The organism is Bacillus sp. EB01 (assembly GCF_000613125.1).
Classification (GTDB): Bacteria; Bacillota; Bacilli; order Bacillales; family Cytobacillaceae; genus Bacillus_D.
This window is the reverse complement of record NZ_HG964497.1, coordinates 109,542-129,303: the sequence shown is the minus strand read 5'-3', so window position 1 is coordinate 129,303 and position 19,762 is coordinate 109,542. Positions and strand designations below refer to the sequence as shown.

The window sequence follows — 19,762 nt, the reverse complement described above, 5'->3', positions numbered from 1 at the left end:
AGTTATCGGTCCTCGCTTATCGTAATAATAATAGTCATGGCTGTCCCAATTACCGCCAAAGCGACACCGAGATCAAAAATCACCGCTGTTGCCAGCTCGGTTTTTCCGAATATGGGCAAGTTGAAGTAGTCGAATGCCTGTGTAAGGAATGGTTCATTAAAGAGCATTCCTCCAGCCCCTGTCATTACTGCAATAAGTACTCCTACTGCCGCCATTGCTTTAAAGTCGACAGGTACATTCTCCCGTACCGATTCAATATCATAGGTAAGGAACAGCAGTGTAACGGCAGAAGCAAGCGTAAGCCCGCCGATAAAACCTCCCCCAGGATAATGATGGCCAGAGAAGTAGAGGTTTATAGCAAAGGTGAGAATAATGACAACTGCAACTCTTGCCACACTTCGCAGTATGACATCATTTAGTTTCTTCATTCTTCTCACTCCTGTTCATTTCAAGTTTAATTAATGTAAAGACTCCAAGGGCGGCAATCGTCAGAACCGCTATTTCCATCATGGTATCAATTCCCCTGAAATCAACCAGAATGGCATTTACAATATTTCTTGCTCCGGCAAGTTCATAGGAATTCTCGTAATAGCTTGAAATAGGTTCAAATAGCCTGTTGCCATTGGCAGACAAAGCAAACAGTGTTACTGTTGCTCCTACACCAAGAGAAATAATCAGATTTAAAGGCTTAAATGGTACTCGCTCGTTGCCTTTAAAGAATTTCGGCAGGTGGTAATAACATAGCAGGAATAAAGCAGTCGTCACCGTTTCCACAACCAATTGCGTCAAGGCTAAGTCCGGAGCCCTGAATAAAACAAATAACATGGAAACGAGATACCCCAACCCTCCAAGAGCAACGATTGCAGTCATTCTGGATTTTGTGAAAAGAACCGTCAAGCCAGCTGCTATCATTGCGGCAGCAACTGCTCCTTCAAACAGAGTGACGGGCGCATTGTTTGCCGCATCAACTGAAAGCCGATTTGAAACCAGGAGAGCACCCCCGGCAAGCAGAACTAAAAACCCGAAAATATAGACTAAGTAATTCCTGATACTGCCATTCATATATCGATTGGTCAGTGACCTGGAAATCTCTTCGCTTCGTTCGAGCAACACATCATAGAAATGATTCAAGGTTAGCGAATGAGGATACTTCCTTAGGGAAACGACCCATTTTTTTAAATATACATAAAGCAGAACCCCGAATACGACAACTCCAATTGTCATGAATAACTCAAGATTAGGTCCGTGCCAAGCGCTGATTTCTTTGGCAAATACACTTTCCGGCAAGCCAGGCAGAACAGCATGTGCTGCTGGCTGGAGCAAATATTCGGAAAGGACATTCGGAAAGAAGAAAATAACTACAACAAGGATAGCCAGTACGATTGGCGGAATCAACATACCAATCGGGGCTTCATGTGGCTGTTTATCCAATTTTTCAGGCTTGTATCTTCCTCTAAACGTTTTAAACACAAGAATCATACTGTAGATGAATGTAAACACACTGGCAACCCAGGCGATGACAGGAAAAAGTATACCGAGTGTTTCCATATTGAAGATCGACATGCCTGAAGCATTCACCACAGCTGTGAAAAACATTTCCTTGCTTAAAAACCCGTTAAACGGAGGGAGCCCTGCCATTGAAAATGCTCCAATTACAGCAAGCGTAAAGGATATCGGCATGATTTGCATTAAGCCTCCGAGTTTACGGATATCACGGGTACCGGTTTCGTGGTCGATAATTCCTACAACCATAAAAAGTGCGCCTTTAAAGGTGGAATGGTTGATAAGATGGAATATCGCAGCAAAGACAGCAACACTGTAAACGGAAGATTCATCGCCTCCGTTAAAATACAAAGCCGCAGACCCCATACCGAACAGGCTCATAATGAGGCCCAATTGGCTTATGGTTGAATAGGCAAGCAGAGCCTTTAAATCAGTTTGTTTTACAGCGTTTATAGAACCATAAAGCAACGTAATGATACCTATACCAGAGACAAGCCAGAACCACTCGGCTTCTCCTCCAAAAACAGGCGTAAAGCGCGCAACTAAGTAAATACCTGCTTTTACCATGGTAGCTGAATGGAGGTAGGCGCTAATTGGTGTAGGAGCTTCCATCGCACCTGGCAGCCATATACTGAACGGGAACTGAGCGGACTTTGTAAAAGCACCCAGCAGTATCATGATCATTGCCGGTATGAACAAGGAATGAGCGGTGATATCATCAACCTGGCCAATCATTTCCCGAATGCTGTAGGTTCCAGTTATCATCGATAACATAATGAAGCCCGAAAGCATGGCAAGCCCGCCGAATACAGTAATAAGCAAAGACTTTTGTGCACCATAGCGTGACCGTTCACGCTGATACCAATAAGCAATCAATAGGAAAGAAGAGATGCTCGTTAATTCCCAAAAAACATAAAGAAGCAGGATATTGTCCGAGAAGACAACCCCGAGCATTGCCCCCATAAATAACAACAAGTAAACATAGAAATTATGGAGGGCTTCCCTGTGTTTGGACATATAATAAATGGAATAAAGTATGACAAGAGCCCCTATACCAGTAATCAGTAGGCCAAAAATCAAGCTGAGCCCATCACTATACACGGTATAGTCAATGCCGAGTGAAGGCATCCAGGGAACAGAGGCTAAAAGATTATCGCCATCTGGGAGCCGGGGGATAAACCGGAGAAAGTATAGGAAGATTGCTGCTGGAACAAATAATACAAACCATCCTGTGTGTATCCGCGGTGCAAAGTATTTATATAAAAACGGCACAAAGAGAGCGAATAGAAAAGGAAGTACTATCATTAGGTGTATGGAATGCAATTTGACCGCCTCCTTCTAAAAGAAATTTTTGTTGATTAAAAACTGATTTTTACCATTATGTTTTGGGTTACGGGATTAAATGGGATTGACTACCCAATTGGCATAGGCTATAGTCATACAGAGTCCACTTACATTCAATATTTGTTAAGTACATCACATCTATTCCGAGGTGACATTTTAATGAAAAAAATCAAGGGGCGCATGGACGAAAGCATCCTAGTCTGTGTTTATTACGGGCCAAATGGCGAACGGCTCATCCAGCGCGGCTGCAAAATAGCGAATATGCTGGACTGTCCGCTTTACATTTTGACCGTAGACCCAACTCCATTCAGTGAAATGGATGCAGAGAAATCACACTATATTTCCAAATGGAAACAAATCGCCGATGCTCACGGGGCTGACTCGTTCATTTTAATGGATAATGAAAAAAGGCCTATTTCAAAAGTGATTGCTCAAGTAGCAAGGGAAAAACAGGTCACCCAGATCATCCTTGGGCAGACTGCACAAAGCAGATGGGAGCAGCTTGCAAAAGGATCAATCATCAATTCTTTATTAAAAGAAGTACCTTTTGTCGATTTGCATATTGTATCTGTTTCACGATATTTAAGGGAGGCGGAAGGGACCTATGAAAAAGGTGTCCGTGCCTACCTTGTGCAAGATCAAGAAAACTTCAGGGTAATCTTTAAGCATACGAAGGACGTATTATATGATGGGATTTTCTTTAAGGAACAGGGAACAGATTTTAATACTGGAGTGTTCAAGTTCATGAAGGATAACCAAATGCTTCATGTCCAGGTAACAGATGATTTTGTCGTGAAACTAGAAAATGTAGATATGGAATTGGAACTTCAAGACGAAGAAGACCAATAAGTCCGATTTGACCTCCGCCATTATGGCGGGGGTTTTATTTTTAACAAAAACAATCAGTTGCTCACCTTAACAAAAGCCACTTAGTTGATAACTCTTTTCTTAATAAAAGGCTAAAGAACAGTATGGCTTTCTGATGGGATGGTTATTTAAAGGAGGTGGAATTCTCCCTGTTATAAATTTACATCAACCCTTATTAAATGTTCTTCTTCTTTGTCAATTCCAAGATACTTAAGCGTTTCCCTTGAGCTATGGTGGTTAAAAACCTCCATTAAAATAGAAATTGCTATCCCTTTTCGGTAGGCATGATACCCAAATGTCTTACGCAGCGTATGGGTACCGATTTTGCCAGACACGCCAACTTTCTTGGCAGCATGATTAATGATTCTATAAGCTTGCTGTCTGGTGATTGGAAGTTCATTCTTTTTAGACTTGAACAAATAATCCTTATTCTGGAGAGGATATTGCCTGAAGTATAATTCAAGTTCATTATTGATACTTTTGTTCAAATAAAAAGCCTTTGGTTCCTCACCTTCGCCATCATCGACATATAAAAATTCCCGAACTGCTTCTCCATCCCATACATCTTCAACTTTCAAAGAAAGCAAATCACTTACCCTAATCCCGGTATTTATTCCAAACACAAACAACAAAACGTCCCGCTGTGAATTCTTCCTTAATTCTTCCTTAATGGAATTAATAAGTTCAATGTCTTTTATGGGGTCAACATACTCCACCGGAATTCCTCCTAATGTTACTTAATTTAATTTTATCATAAGTTATGTAACATCACAAAGTCATATGAACTTGAAATCTATACCATATCTTTTAGGGTATCCAACGGGTAAAAACGCATTCTATTTGTAATAATGTACTTGAGTATTGCTGTTATCTAAGGTTTTTGTAATCCAGGGAGAAATTTATTTTTTATTCTATTCCTAAATCCCATCCCTTTTCAGCTGCTTCGTTTTGTTCGGTAAATAAGGGGTAAGTGTGAAAGAGAGCATAATAATCAGGGTTTTTCGTTTGTTTGATAGGGTAATGTTTTAGATGATTTTAAATTTCACCCTTGCCAGGAGTGACGTAGGATGAGAAAGAAACCATATTTAATTGATGGGCTGATTGGGAATTCCAAAATGCTTGCCTCCTTGACAAAGGATGGCCAGCTTCAGCGGTTGAACTGGCCGCGCATTGACTTCCCGCAGCACCTTAATAATTTTTACACAGGAATTTATGGGTACGACACCGAGAAACCAGCCTGTTTCATGCATGAGGATGGCTGGAATTATGAGCAATATTATGACGGGAATACAAATATCCTTGTGACGGTTGGTGTCAATACCACAATGGAGATTGAGATAAAACAGATCGATTTTGTCGTGCCAGGTATGGATGTTTTGGTGCGTGACTATACGATTCGGAGTTTATCAAGCTCAGAAAAGGACCTTACCTTTATCGTTTATTCAGATTTTACAATAGACGATCGAGAGCGATTCAATACTGTCTTATATAACAAGGATGAGGATTGTCTTGTGCACTACCATCGCCAATACTCTTTCGCAGTTGGCAGCAGCCTTGAAACCACGCATTACCAGTGTGGCCAAGCTTTCGCATCGGCCAAAGAAAATAAATTAAGCGGCCGTGAGGTGATGAACAAAACGGATGGGGCGCTATCCTGGAGTTTCGGTTCCGTCAATCCCGGGGAAGAAAGGCGCTTAACTGTTTTTATCGCTGCAGGAATTTCAAAAGACGAATCATCTGAAATGCTGGCGACAGCGAAAAGATTAGGGTCTGAGGAGCTTTACAGACGGACCGTGTTATATTGGGATGAATTCCTTTCACAGGCCACCCCGATAAATATTAAGGATGAAAAAATAAATAATGTTTATATTCGTTCTCTTTTAACGTTCAAACTTTTGAATGATGAGGTTAGAGGAAATTTTATAGCAGGACCGGAAGTTGATGAGGATTATGATTACTCGGGAGGATATGCCTATTGCTGGGGCAGGGATGCCGCCTATATTGCAACTGCGGTAGACCAGGCAGGCTATCATCAGCTTGTCTCAAAATTCTATTATTCTATGATTGCCACCCAGGGAAAGGATGGAGCTTGGGATCAGCGCCATTACATAGATGGAGTTTTAGCTCCAACCTGGGGCCTGCAGATTGATGAAACAGGATCGATATTATGGGGAATGAACGAACATTATACTCTTACAGGTGATGATGAGTTTATTCAAAGAGTATGGCCTGCTGTTGAAAAGGGAGCAAATTTCCTGAATACCTTCATTGATTCCGAGACAAATCTGCCACTGCCAAGTATGGACCTTTGGGAAAAACGCAGCGGTGAACATCTTTATTCGGCTGCGTCTGTTTATGGAGGGTTGATTGGGTCGGCTGAGATAGCCAGAAAGTTAGGGCATACAAAACTGGCCATTAAGTGGGAAAAGACTGCCCGGAAAATTAAAAAAGCGATACTAGATCACTGCTGGAACGAAGAAAGTGGTTCCTTCCTAAGGGCTTTGAAGCTCGCTGTTGATGAAGGAATGTATATTGAAGTCAATGAAGCAGGAAAGGAAACAATGGTTGAAACCAATACGAAAGGCTATAAGACGTATCGGATTATGAAGGATCCGGTAGTTGATATTAGCTTGCTTGGTCTTAACGTTCCATTTAACATGATAGACGAACAAGATGAGCGGATGATAAAAACAGCCGAGACAATTGAAAGGCTGCTCACTTCGCCTAAGGTTGGCGGAATCGAACGATTTACCGGAGATATATACATTGGCGGTAATCCATGGATTATCTCGACACTCTGGCTTGCGCTTTATTATGCAAAGATAGGCAGGTTCGAGAAAGCAAGAGGCTACCTCGACTGGTCCGTTAAACACGCCAATCATCTTGGGTTGCTTCCGGAGCAGATTGATAAAATGACGGGGGATCCGGCCTGGGTCATGCCACTCACATGGTCTCATGCGATGTACGTCCTTACAGTAATAGCCCTGGAGAAACATGGAGAGTTGAATGTTACTTAATCCTGCGATTTCGCAGGATTTTGTTTTTTAAAAAGCTGTATTAAACAAGTCTGTTGATTATAAGATGTCGCTGAAGTGTTAATAGAGGCGATAAATTTTTCATTCAGGGTTATTAAACTTTCGTTCAGGGCTATAAGTGTTGCGTTAAGTTTTATAAATCTTGCTACTCGAGTACGGGTGTTAAGTGCATTGTAGGAGAGGCATAAGGGAAGCTTGCAAGAATAATCCTTGCACGAAATTATTTGAAGCCTAAATGAGTATTTGCGAACGAGTCTTCGCACCATCCACTCCAATCCACACTATAAAAAAGTCTGCTGACACAGCCTATTTTTTAAAAAAACGGCCTGGTGTAATTTAAGGCATCATTTCATATAATCTCTCGAGGCAGAAATTTGCCGGGAGGTGGATGGGATGATGGAATCCAAAATGCGGAAAGCTATTTTACTCTCTGAAAATATTGAAGCCTTTGTTAAATTCATTTCGAAGCACCAAGAAGGCAATTTAGTACTAGAAAAAGATAAGCTGTACCAGCTGAAGCTTTTTTTGGAGGAGCACAAGTTCTTAATGATTGCAGATGAATTGAAGCGAATTAATCAATTTGATTGGGATGAAAAATATACTCTTTACTTGATAGGTTTATTTAAAAAAGGATTAGCGCCAATCTCTGAATATATTGAACGGAATTATTCCGAGCTTTTCCTCTTTTCGGCAAGGGTGCACACATTAATCAAACTTAGCGAATCGTTTGAATGATAGGACTGGGAAAACTGGGATCGGGGATGTCCTGTTCATGTCTTTTTTCTTTTCCTTGAAAATATCTAAAGTTAATAAATGCACAAGGCCTTTCCTTTGTAAAATAAACTTTTTAAATCCTTCCTGCTATCCTCATAGGTTTTGTACTCCTAATTTATTTGAATTTCTCACTTCGATTTGAGCAAACTCCAGCGTAAAAGTGATGTAAGAAGACTTCATACCTAGTACATTATGTATTAATATTTTTCACCATAAAAAAGTTGGGAAAATTTCTTGGTCCATGGAATGTTGCGATTCAGCGGTGAATAAGTATAAAGTACCATTGGCGAGGGGTGAAGCGTCCAATTAAGACGTACACCTTTCTTTTTTTGTCGTGATTCTAATACTTTAGACTCATTTTAATTTGGATATTACATTTGAAGGAGTGTGTATAGAATACAAGATGAAAAGACGCGAATTTGTTAAGTATGCAGGGGGGAGCCTTGCAACTCTGATTGTTGGAGGCATGATGCCTAAATGGATTGCAGGCAATTCATCGTTTGCGTCCGCCATACAGGTACAGGAATTAAAATTCACCATTACGGACGCAATAAAGAATATGGTAACACATAACTCAGAAAATAAGGCTCAGTGCTATTTTTGGATGTTCAAAGAAGATAATTTTCCTGCGGAAGTACCTGGGCCTAATATCTTTACGACTGTAGGAAGCCTTGTCAAAGTTACTATAACAAATACACTGGACGAATCGCATGCGTTCTATATCAACGGTATGGTTGATTCAGGGCCCATACCGCCAGGAGGAACAAAAACAGTTGAATTTGTCCCATCCGAGGCAGGAACGTATTTGTATTATGATAATTTGAATACGCCAGTAAACAGGATGATGGGATTGCATGGTGGAATCGTAGTAATGCCGAATGAAGCGGCAGCCGGGCATAAGTATACTCCATATACCAACCCTACACATTCTGTCCAGCAGCTATTTGATGATTTTGGAACAACAGAGCATTTCCCAGGTTTGTCATGGGAGGAAGGAGACCCGTCAACCCATACACCTGCTTTCAGGCAATATGTATGGATTCTTCATGAAGCAAGCTCACGATTGTTTGCAGAGGTTGGCAACTATTACCCCGGTAAGGATTATCCGGCTAACCAATTTATAAAAATCTTTCAAACTGACAGGTTTAGGTCTGATGGAAGAAATAAGAAGCCTGAATACTTTACAATTAATGGCCAATCCGGGTACTTTGCGGCTCATAACCCATATATAGCCCCTAGTCACAGAGTTGGGGAGCCAGCAGTTATCCGAATTCTAAATGCTGGCTTATCAATGCACTCCCTGCATATTCATGGAAACCATGTTTACGTAACGGGGTTTAAAGGAGAAGTGCTGAACAATGTATTATGGCTTGATACGTTTACCGTGAATCCTATGGATATAGTCGAATGGGTAGTACCATTTATCCGTCCGCCTGATGTTCCAAATGAAAGAGGTATTGGGATGCCGGATAAACCACTTCAGTCAATTGCAAATTCTTTAATTTCAGGTTCCGCTCCCCATCCGGTATGGCCACCTGTGGAGGAGCTTGGGATGCATTTCCCGAAAGTAGGGACAAAAGCCGGCAATTTTGATATTTCTGTCAGCCAGTCCCCGATTTGCTATCCGATGCATGACCATGCAGAAACGAGCCAATCCGCACAGGGAGGAAATTATGGCCTGGGGCTAATGAGTGGAATCAGTATTATTGGTGACCGGAACACGGATCAAGGGGTAATTACATTCCCTAATTCCCCGCATTATCATGGGCCGGAGAAAAGCGGACCAGCTGCTGGAATAGTTATGGATATGAAAAAGAAGAGCTGAGAACAAATTTTTTGTTTCTAAGCCAACTCGCGAAAAAAGAGATTGCTAGATTGAAACGAAACTAACAAAAGAATGCAATTCATGCTTTTAAAAGGAGAACTGCGATGTCTTATACGAAACCTGGATACCGAATTGAAAGAAGATCTGTTGCTGGTCACGAAGGTGAATGGGTAAAATCGTTCAATCCGCCCCAGGCAAGCCCTCCTACACCAGAGCTGCTTGAACCGAATAATCCAGTTCCGGCATTTGTTGCTGCTACAGTAGCTGGAGCGACAAACACGATTCCATTTACACAAAGAGTGTATTTAATGCATGGGACGGACTTAACAATGTGGGATGGGAAAAAGCTTGAATTTTTCTTGATTGGAAACCCCGATGTTCCAGCGGCGAAAGGTGGGACTTTCCCCGCTCCGACAATTAGGGTTCCGCGCGGTGTAGTTTTTCATAGCCATGTAGAGGGCCATGGGCAAACACCACATACCGTTCATTGGCATGGGATTGAACCAACAGCTATGAATGATGGGGTTGGCCATACTTCAATGGATTTGGGTGAATATACGTACCAGTGGCAGCCGAATCACATCGGAAGTTACTTTTATCATTGTCATCGCAATACGCTTCAGCATTTTGATTTTGGACTTTATGGTTTTTTGGTCATTGAGCCACCGGATGCATTTGATCCTTCCGATGGGAAAAATGTCGGTGGATATCCACGACGGACAGCAGCAAACTTAAACGATTATCCCAATTTTCCCGGTTTCATTGGCGGCGCTCTTGAAAGTGGGGATCCCCAAGCGATGACAGTCCCTTACGATGTTGAAGCATTGTGGGTAGTTGATGACATAGATTCTGTTTGGCGTGAACAGGCAAGCCATGCCCATCAGACGTTCGCAAAGTATGGAAATGAACCAGGTATCGATGATGAATTCCACGAAAATGATAGTGGAAAGTACGATTTTTTTGCATTCCATGATTACAACCCTAATTATTTCGTAGTGACTGGGGTGAACTTTCCCGGTAGAGTTGGAAGCACTGTTTCAATTAAGCCAGGGATTACCATACCTGCCGATTTGAATAGTGGTGTAAAAGGGATGCAGGTATCTATTAGTACAAAAACGGGCCAAACAATTTTGGTGAGGCTTCTTTGTGCGGCCTACGCAAAGATTAATGTCACTTTTCCAATCGATGTAGTCGTGATCGCGGTTGACGGGCGTGCGCTCGGAGTTCCTCCTTTTGGGAACTATAATCGCCCTTTTACTGTTAAGTCAGGGACGCCGATTGAAATGTCAACGGCCCAGCGCTTTGATATTATCTTCCGAACGAACGGGTCGTTAAACTCATTTGCACAGGTGGAATATAGACATCATCTCAGTGATGCATTCTTATTTAACGGCCGGATTCCAATCCAAATAACGTAAGCTACCTACGATTTTTTTTGCATAGCGCAGGGAATCTATTTGAACTGATTTCCCTGCGTTATTTTTAGAAAAATAGAAAAACAGGCGGGTGCAAAACTTGAGAAAATATATTATTCCACTACTTATTCTCATTCTACTCACATCACCTTCAATGGCTAATGCGCATACCGGGCTGTCCAAATCCATTCCAGCCAATGGGCAGGAAATAGCAGAACCTCTTGATAAGATTACTCTTACATTCGAGGGCTCCCTTGAAAAGATAAGCACGATGACCGTGTATAAAAATGGCAGTGAACATCCACTGGAAAATGTTGAAGTAAGTGGTTTAAATCTAATTGGATCCTTTTCAGAACCACTTGAGAAGGGTTCATATATTATTGATTGGCAGGTCACTGGAAAAGATGGTCATCCGATTTCAGGAAAGCTGAATTTTACAGTCATAGCAGAGACAGAGACAGAGACAGACTCCAAGAGTGATGCACCTCCAATTACTGTTTCCGAAGAGGGTAACAAGAAAAATAATAAAGGTACCGAGCCCTCTAAACCAGCTGATAGCCAAAAAGAAAGCAAAAAAGTGGAATCTGCTGAAAATCAAAAGCTTTTCATTGCATCTTCCGGATTCATCGGTCTGTTATTTCTCATAATAGGCGTTGCATTATTCCTAAGTCTAAGAAAGAAGTGAATATGATGGGCTATCTTATACCGATCAGTGAATTTGGGTATTATATATTATTTTCAATCATCACCGGCTACGTAGCGCTTCAATTTATTCCTCTTTCTAAAAAACCACTGATTGTTGTTCCAGAAGGAATACTGCTTCTTTGTCCGTTAGGTCTCATCGTGCTTTTATTTATGCCTATCCTTAACATCGCATTATCTTTCAAAGGAACCACTGGTGTCTTGATGGCTGGCTATTCGGCGATAACAGAGACTTATACTGGACGTGCCTGGATTGCAGTATGTATTCTCACTCTCTTACTGTGGGCATCTCTTTATTTTAAACGTTCGAAATGGATACAGGCTCATTTGATTCTTTTGATTATCTTTGCATCGGGCAATGCCAGCCATGCTGCTTCACTTTCGCAACTTAGTGGAGGGGTGTTTCATTCTGTTCATTTTTTAATGATCACTATTTGGGTGGGGATTTTGCTGATAGTAGGCTGGTTTTCAAAAGGATTAAATAATTGGCGATTTTTTTTGAGATGGTTTTCACCCCTTGCAATGATCTGTTTTATCTCAATAGTTATTTCAGGTTTTTTATTAATGTCTTTAGTACTAAATGATAAGACCTACCTTGACACTTGGACAATTCCATACGGAAGGATGTTGTTAATTAAGCATCTCAGTATTATTCCTGCACTGGCCTTTGCACTTATTAACGGAATACTTGCAAGAAGGATGCTATCAAACAATGATTTCAATCCGAAACCTTGGATTAGAGCAGAATGCATAATTCTATTTGTTGTCTTCTTTTTCACGGCAGTTTTGGGAACGTTTCCTCCCCCAAATGCAGCAGAGTCAGTCTCTGTTTCAGCGGACAAACTGACATGGCTGGATTGGATAATAGCCCAAGGTCCTTTTTCGCAATTTAATTTGGAATTATCACCTACACTCTTATCGGCTGCACTAGTTCTTATTTCGATACTATTTATTTTTCTGCTTTTCGTCAGTTTTAAAAGGAAAACGCGTAATTTTGCTGTCCTATTTGCAGGATGTTTTATTGCTACTCTCTATTTAGGTCTGCTTCTTTCGGTAAAGCCAGACTTGCAACAAATACAGCCAGCTCAAGCTGAACAACCACAAACAAATTCATTATTAAAACTTGGGCAATAAAGTTGTGAAAAAAAGAGCTGCATTAGGAAAGGGGAAGGCTGTTGAAAAGAGCAACACCAGATCTATTTCTTCTCATTTGTTTTAGTTCATTAATCGTTACAGCATCAATTATTGTCCTTTTTATCATGAACTCACCATTCCTTGCAATAGACGCAGACCTCATCTCATCTCAATCCTCGTCAGAGAACGACTCGACAACAAATGCAGACATAAAAATAAAGCATGTATCACAAAAAACGTCTTCCTCAGCCCAAACATTGAATCTTTCGGTTGGCAAAACGGAGACAAATGAAACAAATATTTGCGGGAAGGGAGAACGTATTCGTCATTTTACTATAGAAGCAATTGAAATCAACATGGTTTTCAATAAATTTGGGGACTATGACCCTGATGCAAAAATTTACGCCCTGCAGGAGGAAGTTGAAAAAATTAGAGAGGCAATTGCAGAAAATCCCGGCAAGCCAGTCAAAGAGGTTCAGCCCCTGACAATTAGGGCGAATATAGGGGATTGCATCAGTGTTTCTTTTGTTAACAAGCTTAAAGAAAAAGCATCCATTCATATTGATGGCGTAGATTATGATGTGAAAACCTCAGACGGGCTCGCTGTAGGTTATAATCCGAATTCATCAGCACCTCCGAATACAGAAATCCGTTATCGCTGGAAAGCCTCCGAAGAAGGAACCTTTTACTTTTTTTACGGTGCTGATCTAACGCATTTTACCGACCCTGCCAGAGGCAAAGGGACAATGGGTGACGGGTTATTTGGTGCCTTGATTGTGGAGCCAGAGGGTGCAAAATGGACAGATCCTGAAACGGGTGATGAATTAAGGAGCGGGTTATATGCAAATGTTGAAATTCCCGGCCAGCCTGATTTTAGGGAGTTTGCGATTTTCCTGCATGATGGGATATCTGCTATCCGAGGAAATTCACCTGCTATTGAGGAACAACTCCAAAACGAAAATGAAGACCATGAAGATACTGGTCACAGTGGTTTAGCGGAAATTAAAGAGAATCCTAATGAAAAAGAATTATATGCCGTCAATTACCGGGCCGAACCTTTAGATGAAAGAATGAAGAATGCTTTGACCGATGATGGTAAGGATCCCACTATGTTCTACTCATCTTGGGTGTTTGGAGATCCTGCCACACCGATTACTTCAGCGTATGTTGGTGATCCGGTGAATTTTAGGATTGTTGGTGCAAATAGTGATGAAAACCATGTTTTTCATCTTCATGGTCACCGCTGGAAAAGTGATACACGAAAAACGGATACTGTAGATTCAGAGACATTGAATATCGGGGATGCTCAAACCGTCAAAATTAAATTTGGTGCTGGCTATGTTCAAAATGGAAAGGGTGCTCCCGGAGATTATTTATGGCACTGTCATCTTTTCCCTCATTATCTTGAGGGCATGTGGGGGCTTCTAAGGGTTCACGATAAACTGCTACCTGGTTTGCTTCCATTAAAGGATAGGGAGGCACCAGAAGTTCCAACTGCTTCCAATCCGGGCTTTCCAAAGTTTATACCAGGAGAGCATGGGAAACGTCCTCCGACTGCACCGGACCCTGAACTGCGGCCTGCTACTGAAAAGGAAAAACGGGTACTTAAAACACTTCTTCCTGGTGCCCCAAATATAGACAGATGCCCAAGAGATAGTCCTGTCCGAAAATACAATGTAGTCGGTATTCAAAAAAAGATTATCTATAATAATGCTGGCGATTATGATCCAGAAGGGAGAATGTATGTCCTCGCTGAGGATGAACAAAAGGTTCTCTCTGGAGAAATAAGACCGAGGCCGCTCGTACTCCGTGCGAATGAGGGGGATTGTCTTGAAATTACTCTAGAGAATCATCTTTATGATGTACCAGAGCCAAATTCACTTTCAATGCACATCCATTTTGTCTCATATGATCCGCTTGGTTCAGATGGGACAGCGGTCGGTTGGAATTATAATCAGGGAATCAGACCCGGAGAGAAAATACGCTATCGCTGGTATGCCGATGAAGAGGGAAATGTCCTTTTTCACGACCATATGTCAGCTGGGGAAAAAGGGTTCCATGGCACCTTTGGAGCATTGATTGTGGAACCTAAAGGATCAAAATGGCTAGATCCAAAAACAGGTAAAGAAATTAACTCGGGAACCGAAGCAATGATTGTTTATCCCGACAAGGCAGATTTTCGTGAACAGGTTTTAATTTATCATGATTTTGCAAAGCTTTTGGATAAGAATGGTAACATGCTGCAGCTGGAAGCCAATCCATCCGACCCGGTCCACTCGCATGGGTACACAGCTGTGAATTACTCGAATGAACCTTTTTTCAGAAGAAGCAATGCTGACCCAGCGTATGTGTTCAGTTCCTGGGTACATGGCGACCCGCAAACTCCAATTATCGAAACGTATCCAGGTGATCCTGTTAAAATCAGGCTGATTCAGGGGGCGCATGAAACCCAGCATAATTTTAACTTACACGGGCTTTACTGGAGCAAGGAGAGCGGCAATAAAGATACGGAGATAACGTCGACCCAAACAATTGGGACTTCGGAACAATTTACAATGGATATTCAGCCTAATCCGGTGGGAGTCCTACAAAGGGATTACCTCTGGTCGTCGCAGCCGATTGAAGATTTATGGAGCGGTTTATGGGGCTTTGTAAGAGTCTGGGGAGAAAGAACAGATTTGAAGAAGCTACCCGATCGAGCCGATGTAAAGCAAAAGGTTGATCCTGATAAACTCAAAAAAATGAAACGGGATGGCAAGGATCCTCAAAAATCGAAAGGGGGTGACAAAATTTGTCCACCGGGGGCTCCTGTAAAGAACTTTGATATAACAGCGTTCCTTAAAGACATCGTCTATAACAAAGATGGCGATCATGACCCATTTGGAATGATGTTTGCTCTGACTGAAGATGTTCCTGATATTAAAGGTGGGAAAAAATCAACTGAACCATTGGTTATTCGGGCCAATGAAGGGGACTGCATCAAAGTGACACTTAGAAACAATCTTCCAATCGACCCGCCAGAAAATAGTGAAGATCCAGATCTGCTAATGGCCAAAAATACGAATTGGATTTATTCCAACCGAGTTTCCCTTCATCCGCAAATGGTTCAATATGATGTCCAAAATTCAGACGGTGCAACAATTGGCTTTAACTATGACCAAACCATTGGTCCTGATGAAACCATTTCCTACACTTGGTATGCAGACAATGAATATGGTGGGACGATCCTTTATGATTATGGGGACATACGAAGCCACCGCCTGCATGGAGGATATGGAGCACTTGTTATTGAACCTAAGGGTTCCACATATCGTGACCAAAAAACAGGGAAAGCTGTATTGGCTGGGGCTCGCGCTGATATTTTAGTTCCAGACAGACCTGATTTTAGGGAGCAGGTTTTAATGTTCTCTGATGGTCTTTATACGATTGGAAAAGATGGAAGCAAGCCGACTCCTGGAGAAATAGATCCGATAACAGGTAAACATGCTGATATGGAGGACAGGGGAGAGAAAGGAATTAATTATAGTTCTGAGCCTTTTAAACATCGCCTTTCAGACAATCAGGATAAGTCACTTGTTTTTAGCTCAGTTATTCATGGTGACCCTTCAACTCCAATACCGGAAGCCTACATAGGTGATCCTATTAGATTAAGGGTCATGCAAACGGCTGACCGGTCAAGAGGCAGTGTTTTTACACTTCACAGCCATAAATGGCGATATCAATGGACAGATCCAAACTCAAAACTTGTTTCAAGCCAGGGGTCCCTGACACCAGGAGAAACATCGGATATTATTCCTGCAAAATTTGAAGGGGCGGAAAATCCGGCTGGTGATTATCTGTATCGTGAAATGAAACTGAGAAGGTACCTTGAAGGTGGACTTTGGGGAATACTCCGTATTCATGGTGAGCCTTTGAAGCATCTGCTTTCACTGCCAGATCGATTGCCAGAGCCTCCTAGTAAAGTGAAGTCTGGAAAAGATAATGCAACAATACAATGGGAACTCCCACTGAATAATAACAATGTAGGTGTGAATGTTTACAGAAGGGCTGCTACTGAGAAAACTTTTGAAAAAGTAAATAAAGACTATGTTAAAGGCAATTCATATAAAGATGTGCTTTTAGCAAATTCAGTGAGGTATACCTACAAATTGACTTCGGTTGATCGCTATGGCAATGAATCACCTTTCAGCAAGGAGGTAGTTTTAAAAAAATAAATTGCTAAATATCAAGTTTGCTATATTCGTAATAATTCTGTAGGGGTGAGGCTAGATAATGACAGATTTCATTCAAGAGAAAAAACTCGTTTTGAAAAGTCTTCTTCTGGTGTTGCTGTGTGTTCTGGTAGCATTTAGCGGAGGATTTTTCTGGGGGAAAGCCTCTGCAGATGATCCACCTTCTGGAGAGAAGCTTGTGAAAATGGGGCCAATTGGTGCGAACGGGTTCCCGGTTTGGTTTAAAGATGCGAATGGTACTAGGTTGGAATTATGTTTGGATGCTAGCGACCCTATGTGTGCAATTGCTCCTGAGGATCTTCCAAATCCAAATGCACCGATTTCATGGCCGGATAACTTCCCATCCGAGGCATTTTATCAACTTGCAAGTGCCGAAATGGAAACTGGAAGCGGCGGAAGAGTAGTAGGCAATTTCCAGCTAGAGGCAGCATTCACCCAGGAGGTCCCTACTGATGGGCAGCAAATGGTCTTTGGCCGTGTACGGTTTAGAATGGACGGATTAATTGCTGGTGAGGAGTACAAAATCATTCACCCTTATGGAATTGATGTGATAAAGGCCGAGGATGATGGTGAAGGTAGCGGTGAAATCAGATTTACTGAAGATATAGGGGATATGGGCGGCGGCAATCCCCATCTTGCCCTAAATAGTAGGATTGGAACCTTCCTGAGGTGGACAAATGATCCAGATGATGGATATATTGGTGATCCAAATGTGGAACAACAGGTAACGGGGAGTGTCTACACGTACAATGGAGAAAAACAGAATTTCTTAAGGGTAGAGGGAAAGGATATTGCTGTTATATCTCTTGATAGACTGGCAGATTCGGTCTGTATGGATCCCGATGAGACCGGCAAATTAGTTGCAAACAAAGATTGTATCATGGTCAGGGATTTTTCCTTAATGGGGAAAGAAGCTGTTAATTCCGGCATAGAGATTCAGGAAGTCACATATAGCCGTACTGCAGGCAAGACTGGCGGAGTACTTGATGTATATGCATTTTCTGAGGATGATAAGGAATCTATAGAAGTTAGTGGCGAGGGGTTTGAACCAGTCAGGATGATTGGCGGCAAAGACGGCCAATATTATGCAAGGATTCGCTTTACTGGCGAAGTACCGCCAGAAATAACGGTCACAAATGTGGGTGATACGCCTCATAGTGTAAAGACTTTTAATCCTGCAGATTTCTTAACCGCAAAAGCGGAGTATGATTATGATGCTAAAACCCTTACTGTAACTGCTGAATCAAGTGATGAAGCAGGGAACCCAACTCTGACTGCCAAAGGATTCGGAGAATTAACAGAAGGGAAGTTGGAAAAGACTGAGGTTAATTTTAGCCCCCGCAGAGTAACTGTAACCTCAACTTCGGGTGGCACGATTACTGTTCCTGTCAAAGTAACAGGAGAAGTATTAACTCCGATTAAGGTTGTCGCTGTTCCAACAGTGGATCAAACAGAATTTTTACAGGGGGATGAGGTAACTCTTGACGGAACAAATTCAAGCGGACCGATAACAACCTACTTATGGGAACAGATAAGTGGTCTTGAACCTGTGCAGTTAATTAATCCGAATGAGAAAACAGCTACTTTTACTGCTCCATCAACTCCTGGGGAATATGTGTTTAAATTAACGGTCAAAGGGTCGGATGACACGTCTATCTCTAGTGGGGAGGTAACCTTGAAAGTTCTTGACAAAAGCGATCTGGTGCCAATTGTGGAGGCTGGTCCCGACAAGACTGCCGAGCAGGGAAAAGTCGTTAACTTAAGCGCAACAGGACAACATATATTGAAATATGAATGGACAGTAGTGAATGACGGAGTTGAAAATCAGATTACAAACATTACCCTTGCAGGTGCTAACACAGCATCACCATCGTTTACTTTCCCTAAGCAGGCTGGAACCGTTAAACTGGAAGTAAAGGCTAACGGACCGGGGGGAAGTGTTACCGATACCGTATCAATAACTGCACTACCAGATGATCTTACTGTTTCTGGCGCGGAATACAGGCGGGATAAAAGGGAATGGAGAATCGATGGTGCTTCAAATGTCTTTGGGCCTGGTGTGAACGTTGATATATTTATTGGGGATACCGCAAATGGAAAGAAAGTGGCAACAGTTACAGTTGATGCAATAGGGACCTTTAGATATCGAGGGGCAGGGAACGCAACCGCGACGGTTCCAAATGGAAACACAGTACAATTGACGTTTGTTTCAACATCTGGTGGCAAGGAAACATTCAACGCCAGAGCAAAGTAATAAATTCGTCAAGAGAGGGACAGAAGCAAAATCTTCTGGCCTTTTCTTATTGAAAAAACTTGAAAATAAAAAAGCCTCCTTTTCACCGGAAATGGTGAGCGGAGGGCCTTTCTGCTTTCCTAATTTAGCGTTTTCTAACTCGGAAATTCTCCTAAAGGATAGTTCTGATATAGGGTATGCACATGATCATTGTCCATATTTTATTTAGAGTAGGGGGGTTGTTTAAAGTATCTCTTGCTTAATACAAACAAGCTGACGCAAAGGGTTAAGAGGGAAATAATCTTGCTACCGAGGATTAACTGGCCCGCAGAGCTTTTATCAACAGGAATGAAAGGGAGTATAATCATTGTAATGGCCAAAACAATGGTAATAAAAAGGACTAACAAAGCATTCGTATAAGATTTGTTTATTACTAAATAGCCAGTTCTGCTCTGTTTTGAGAAATATATATAAGCTATAAACCCAAACGCGACGATCATCAAATAGATTAACAAGATAATGCCAATTCCAATATTCATTAAATCCCTCCTTAAGGTGAATGAAAAGAGTTTATATCCGATTGAAGATCCAAGGGAAACCGTTATAGGAAGTACCATTCATAAATTGGTCAGTACCTCCAATTTATTAGAAGTAATGCTAAATATCTCCTTTAGATCATTTGCAGAGAAGAGTTATAG

Annotated in this window: 13 protein-coding genes; 9 read left to right on the top strand and 4 right to left on the bottom strand. The window is 41.7% G+C overall.

Annotated features, from left to right (window positions below; all coding sequences use genetic code 11):
• Positions 1–2 precede the first annotated feature (2 nt).
• Together TY16_RS00555 and TY16_RS00550 are read right to left on the bottom strand one after the other, a co-directional pair.
• Positions 3–428 carry a Na(+)/H(+) antiporter subunit B gene (locus tag TY16_RS00555; RefSeq protein ID WP_043929718.1) on the bottom strand — a complete coding sequence of 142 codons (426 nt, stop codon included), beginning with the start codon at positions 426–428 and terminating at the stop codon, positions 3–5.
• Positions 412–2,826, bottom strand: coding sequence for a Na+/H+ antiporter subunit A (locus TY16_RS00550; protein ID WP_155922099.1), 2,415 nt, complete (start codon positions 2,824–2,826; stop codon positions 412–414). The genes TY16_RS00555 and TY16_RS00550 overlap by 17 nt, the downstream gene beginning before the upstream one ends.
• 180 nt (positions 2,827–3,006) lie before the next feature.
• Between TY16_RS00550 and TY16_RS00545 the strand changes: the two genes are divergently transcribed.
• Positions 3,007–3,696: a universal stress protein gene (locus TY16_RS00545; protein ID WP_043929716.1), complete on the top strand. Its 690-nt coding sequence runs from the start codon at positions 3,007–3,009 to the stop codon at positions 3,694–3,696.
• A gap of 170 nt (positions 3,697–3,866) precedes the next feature.
• On the opposite strand, the gene TY16_RS00540 is transcribed toward TY16_RS00545, so the two are convergent.
• A complete protein-coding gene (locus TY16_RS00540) occupies positions 3,867–4,430 on the bottom strand; it encodes a tyrosine-type recombinase/integrase (RefSeq protein ID WP_043929715.1) in 564 nt (187 codons plus the stop codon).
• Between the two features lie 351 nt (positions 4,431–4,781).
• Between TY16_RS00540 and TY16_RS00535 the strand changes: the two genes are divergently transcribed.
• The 8 genes from TY16_RS00535 (at position 4,782) to TY16_RS00500 (ending at position 19,085) form a co-directional block, all read left to right on the top strand.
• Positions 4,782–6,731 carry a glycoside hydrolase family 15 protein gene (locus TY16_RS00535; RefSeq protein WP_043929714.1) on the top strand — a complete coding sequence of 650 codons (1,950 nt, stop codon included), beginning with the start codon at positions 4,782–4,784 and terminating at the stop codon, positions 6,729–6,731.
• A 411-nt stretch (positions 6,732–7,142) separates the two neighbouring features.
• Positions 7,143–7,484, top strand: a complete 342-nt coding sequence (locus TY16_RS00530) for a hypothetical protein (RefSeq protein ID WP_231505540.1) — start codon at positions 7,143–7,145, stop codon at positions 7,482–7,484.
• Positions 7,485–7,992: 508 nt separating this feature from the next.
• Positions 7,993–9,348: a multicopper oxidase domain-containing protein gene (locus TY16_RS00525; RefSeq protein WP_197028338.1), complete on the top strand. Its 1,356-nt coding sequence runs from the start codon at positions 7,993–7,995 to the stop codon at positions 9,346–9,348.
• 104 nt (positions 9,349–9,452) lie between these two features.
• The gene (locus tag TY16_RS00520; RefSeq protein WP_043929711.1) at positions 9,453–10,766 is read left to right on the top strand and encodes a multicopper oxidase domain-containing protein; all 1,314 of its coding nucleotides are present in this window, start codon (positions 9,453–9,455) and stop codon (positions 10,764–10,766) included.
• Positions 10,767–10,863: 97 nt separating this feature from the next.
• Positions 10,864–11,448 carry a copper resistance CopC family protein gene (locus TY16_RS00515; protein ID WP_043929709.1) on the top strand — a complete coding sequence of 195 codons (585 nt, stop codon included), beginning with the start codon at positions 10,864–10,866 and terminating at the stop codon, positions 11,446–11,448.
• A 5-nt stretch (positions 11,449–11,453) separates the two neighbouring features.
• Complete coding sequence (locus TY16_RS00510; RefSeq protein ID WP_197028337.1) at positions 11,454–12,599, top strand: copper resistance D family protein; 1,146 nt, start codon at positions 11,454–11,456, stop codon at positions 12,597–12,599.
• Between the two features lie 41 nt (positions 12,600–12,640).
• The gene (locus TY16_RS00505) at positions 12,641–16,813 is read left to right on the top strand and encodes a multicopper oxidase domain-containing protein (RefSeq protein WP_052342535.1); all 4,173 of its coding nucleotides are present in this window, start codon (positions 12,641–12,643) and stop codon (positions 16,811–16,813) included.
• A gap of 58 nt (positions 16,814–16,871) precedes the next feature.
• Positions 16,872–19,085, top strand: a complete 2,214-nt coding sequence (locus TY16_RS00500) for a PKD domain-containing protein (protein ID WP_052342534.1) — start codon at positions 16,872–16,874, stop codon at positions 19,083–19,085.
• A gap of 200 nt (positions 19,086–19,285) precedes the next feature.
• On the opposite strand, the gene TY16_RS00495 is transcribed toward TY16_RS00500, so the two are convergent.
• Complete coding sequence (locus TY16_RS00495; protein ID WP_043929708.1) at positions 19,286–19,603, bottom strand: hypothetical protein; 318 nt, start codon at positions 19,601–19,603, stop codon at positions 19,286–19,288.
• Positions 19,604–19,762: the final 159 nt, after the last annotated feature.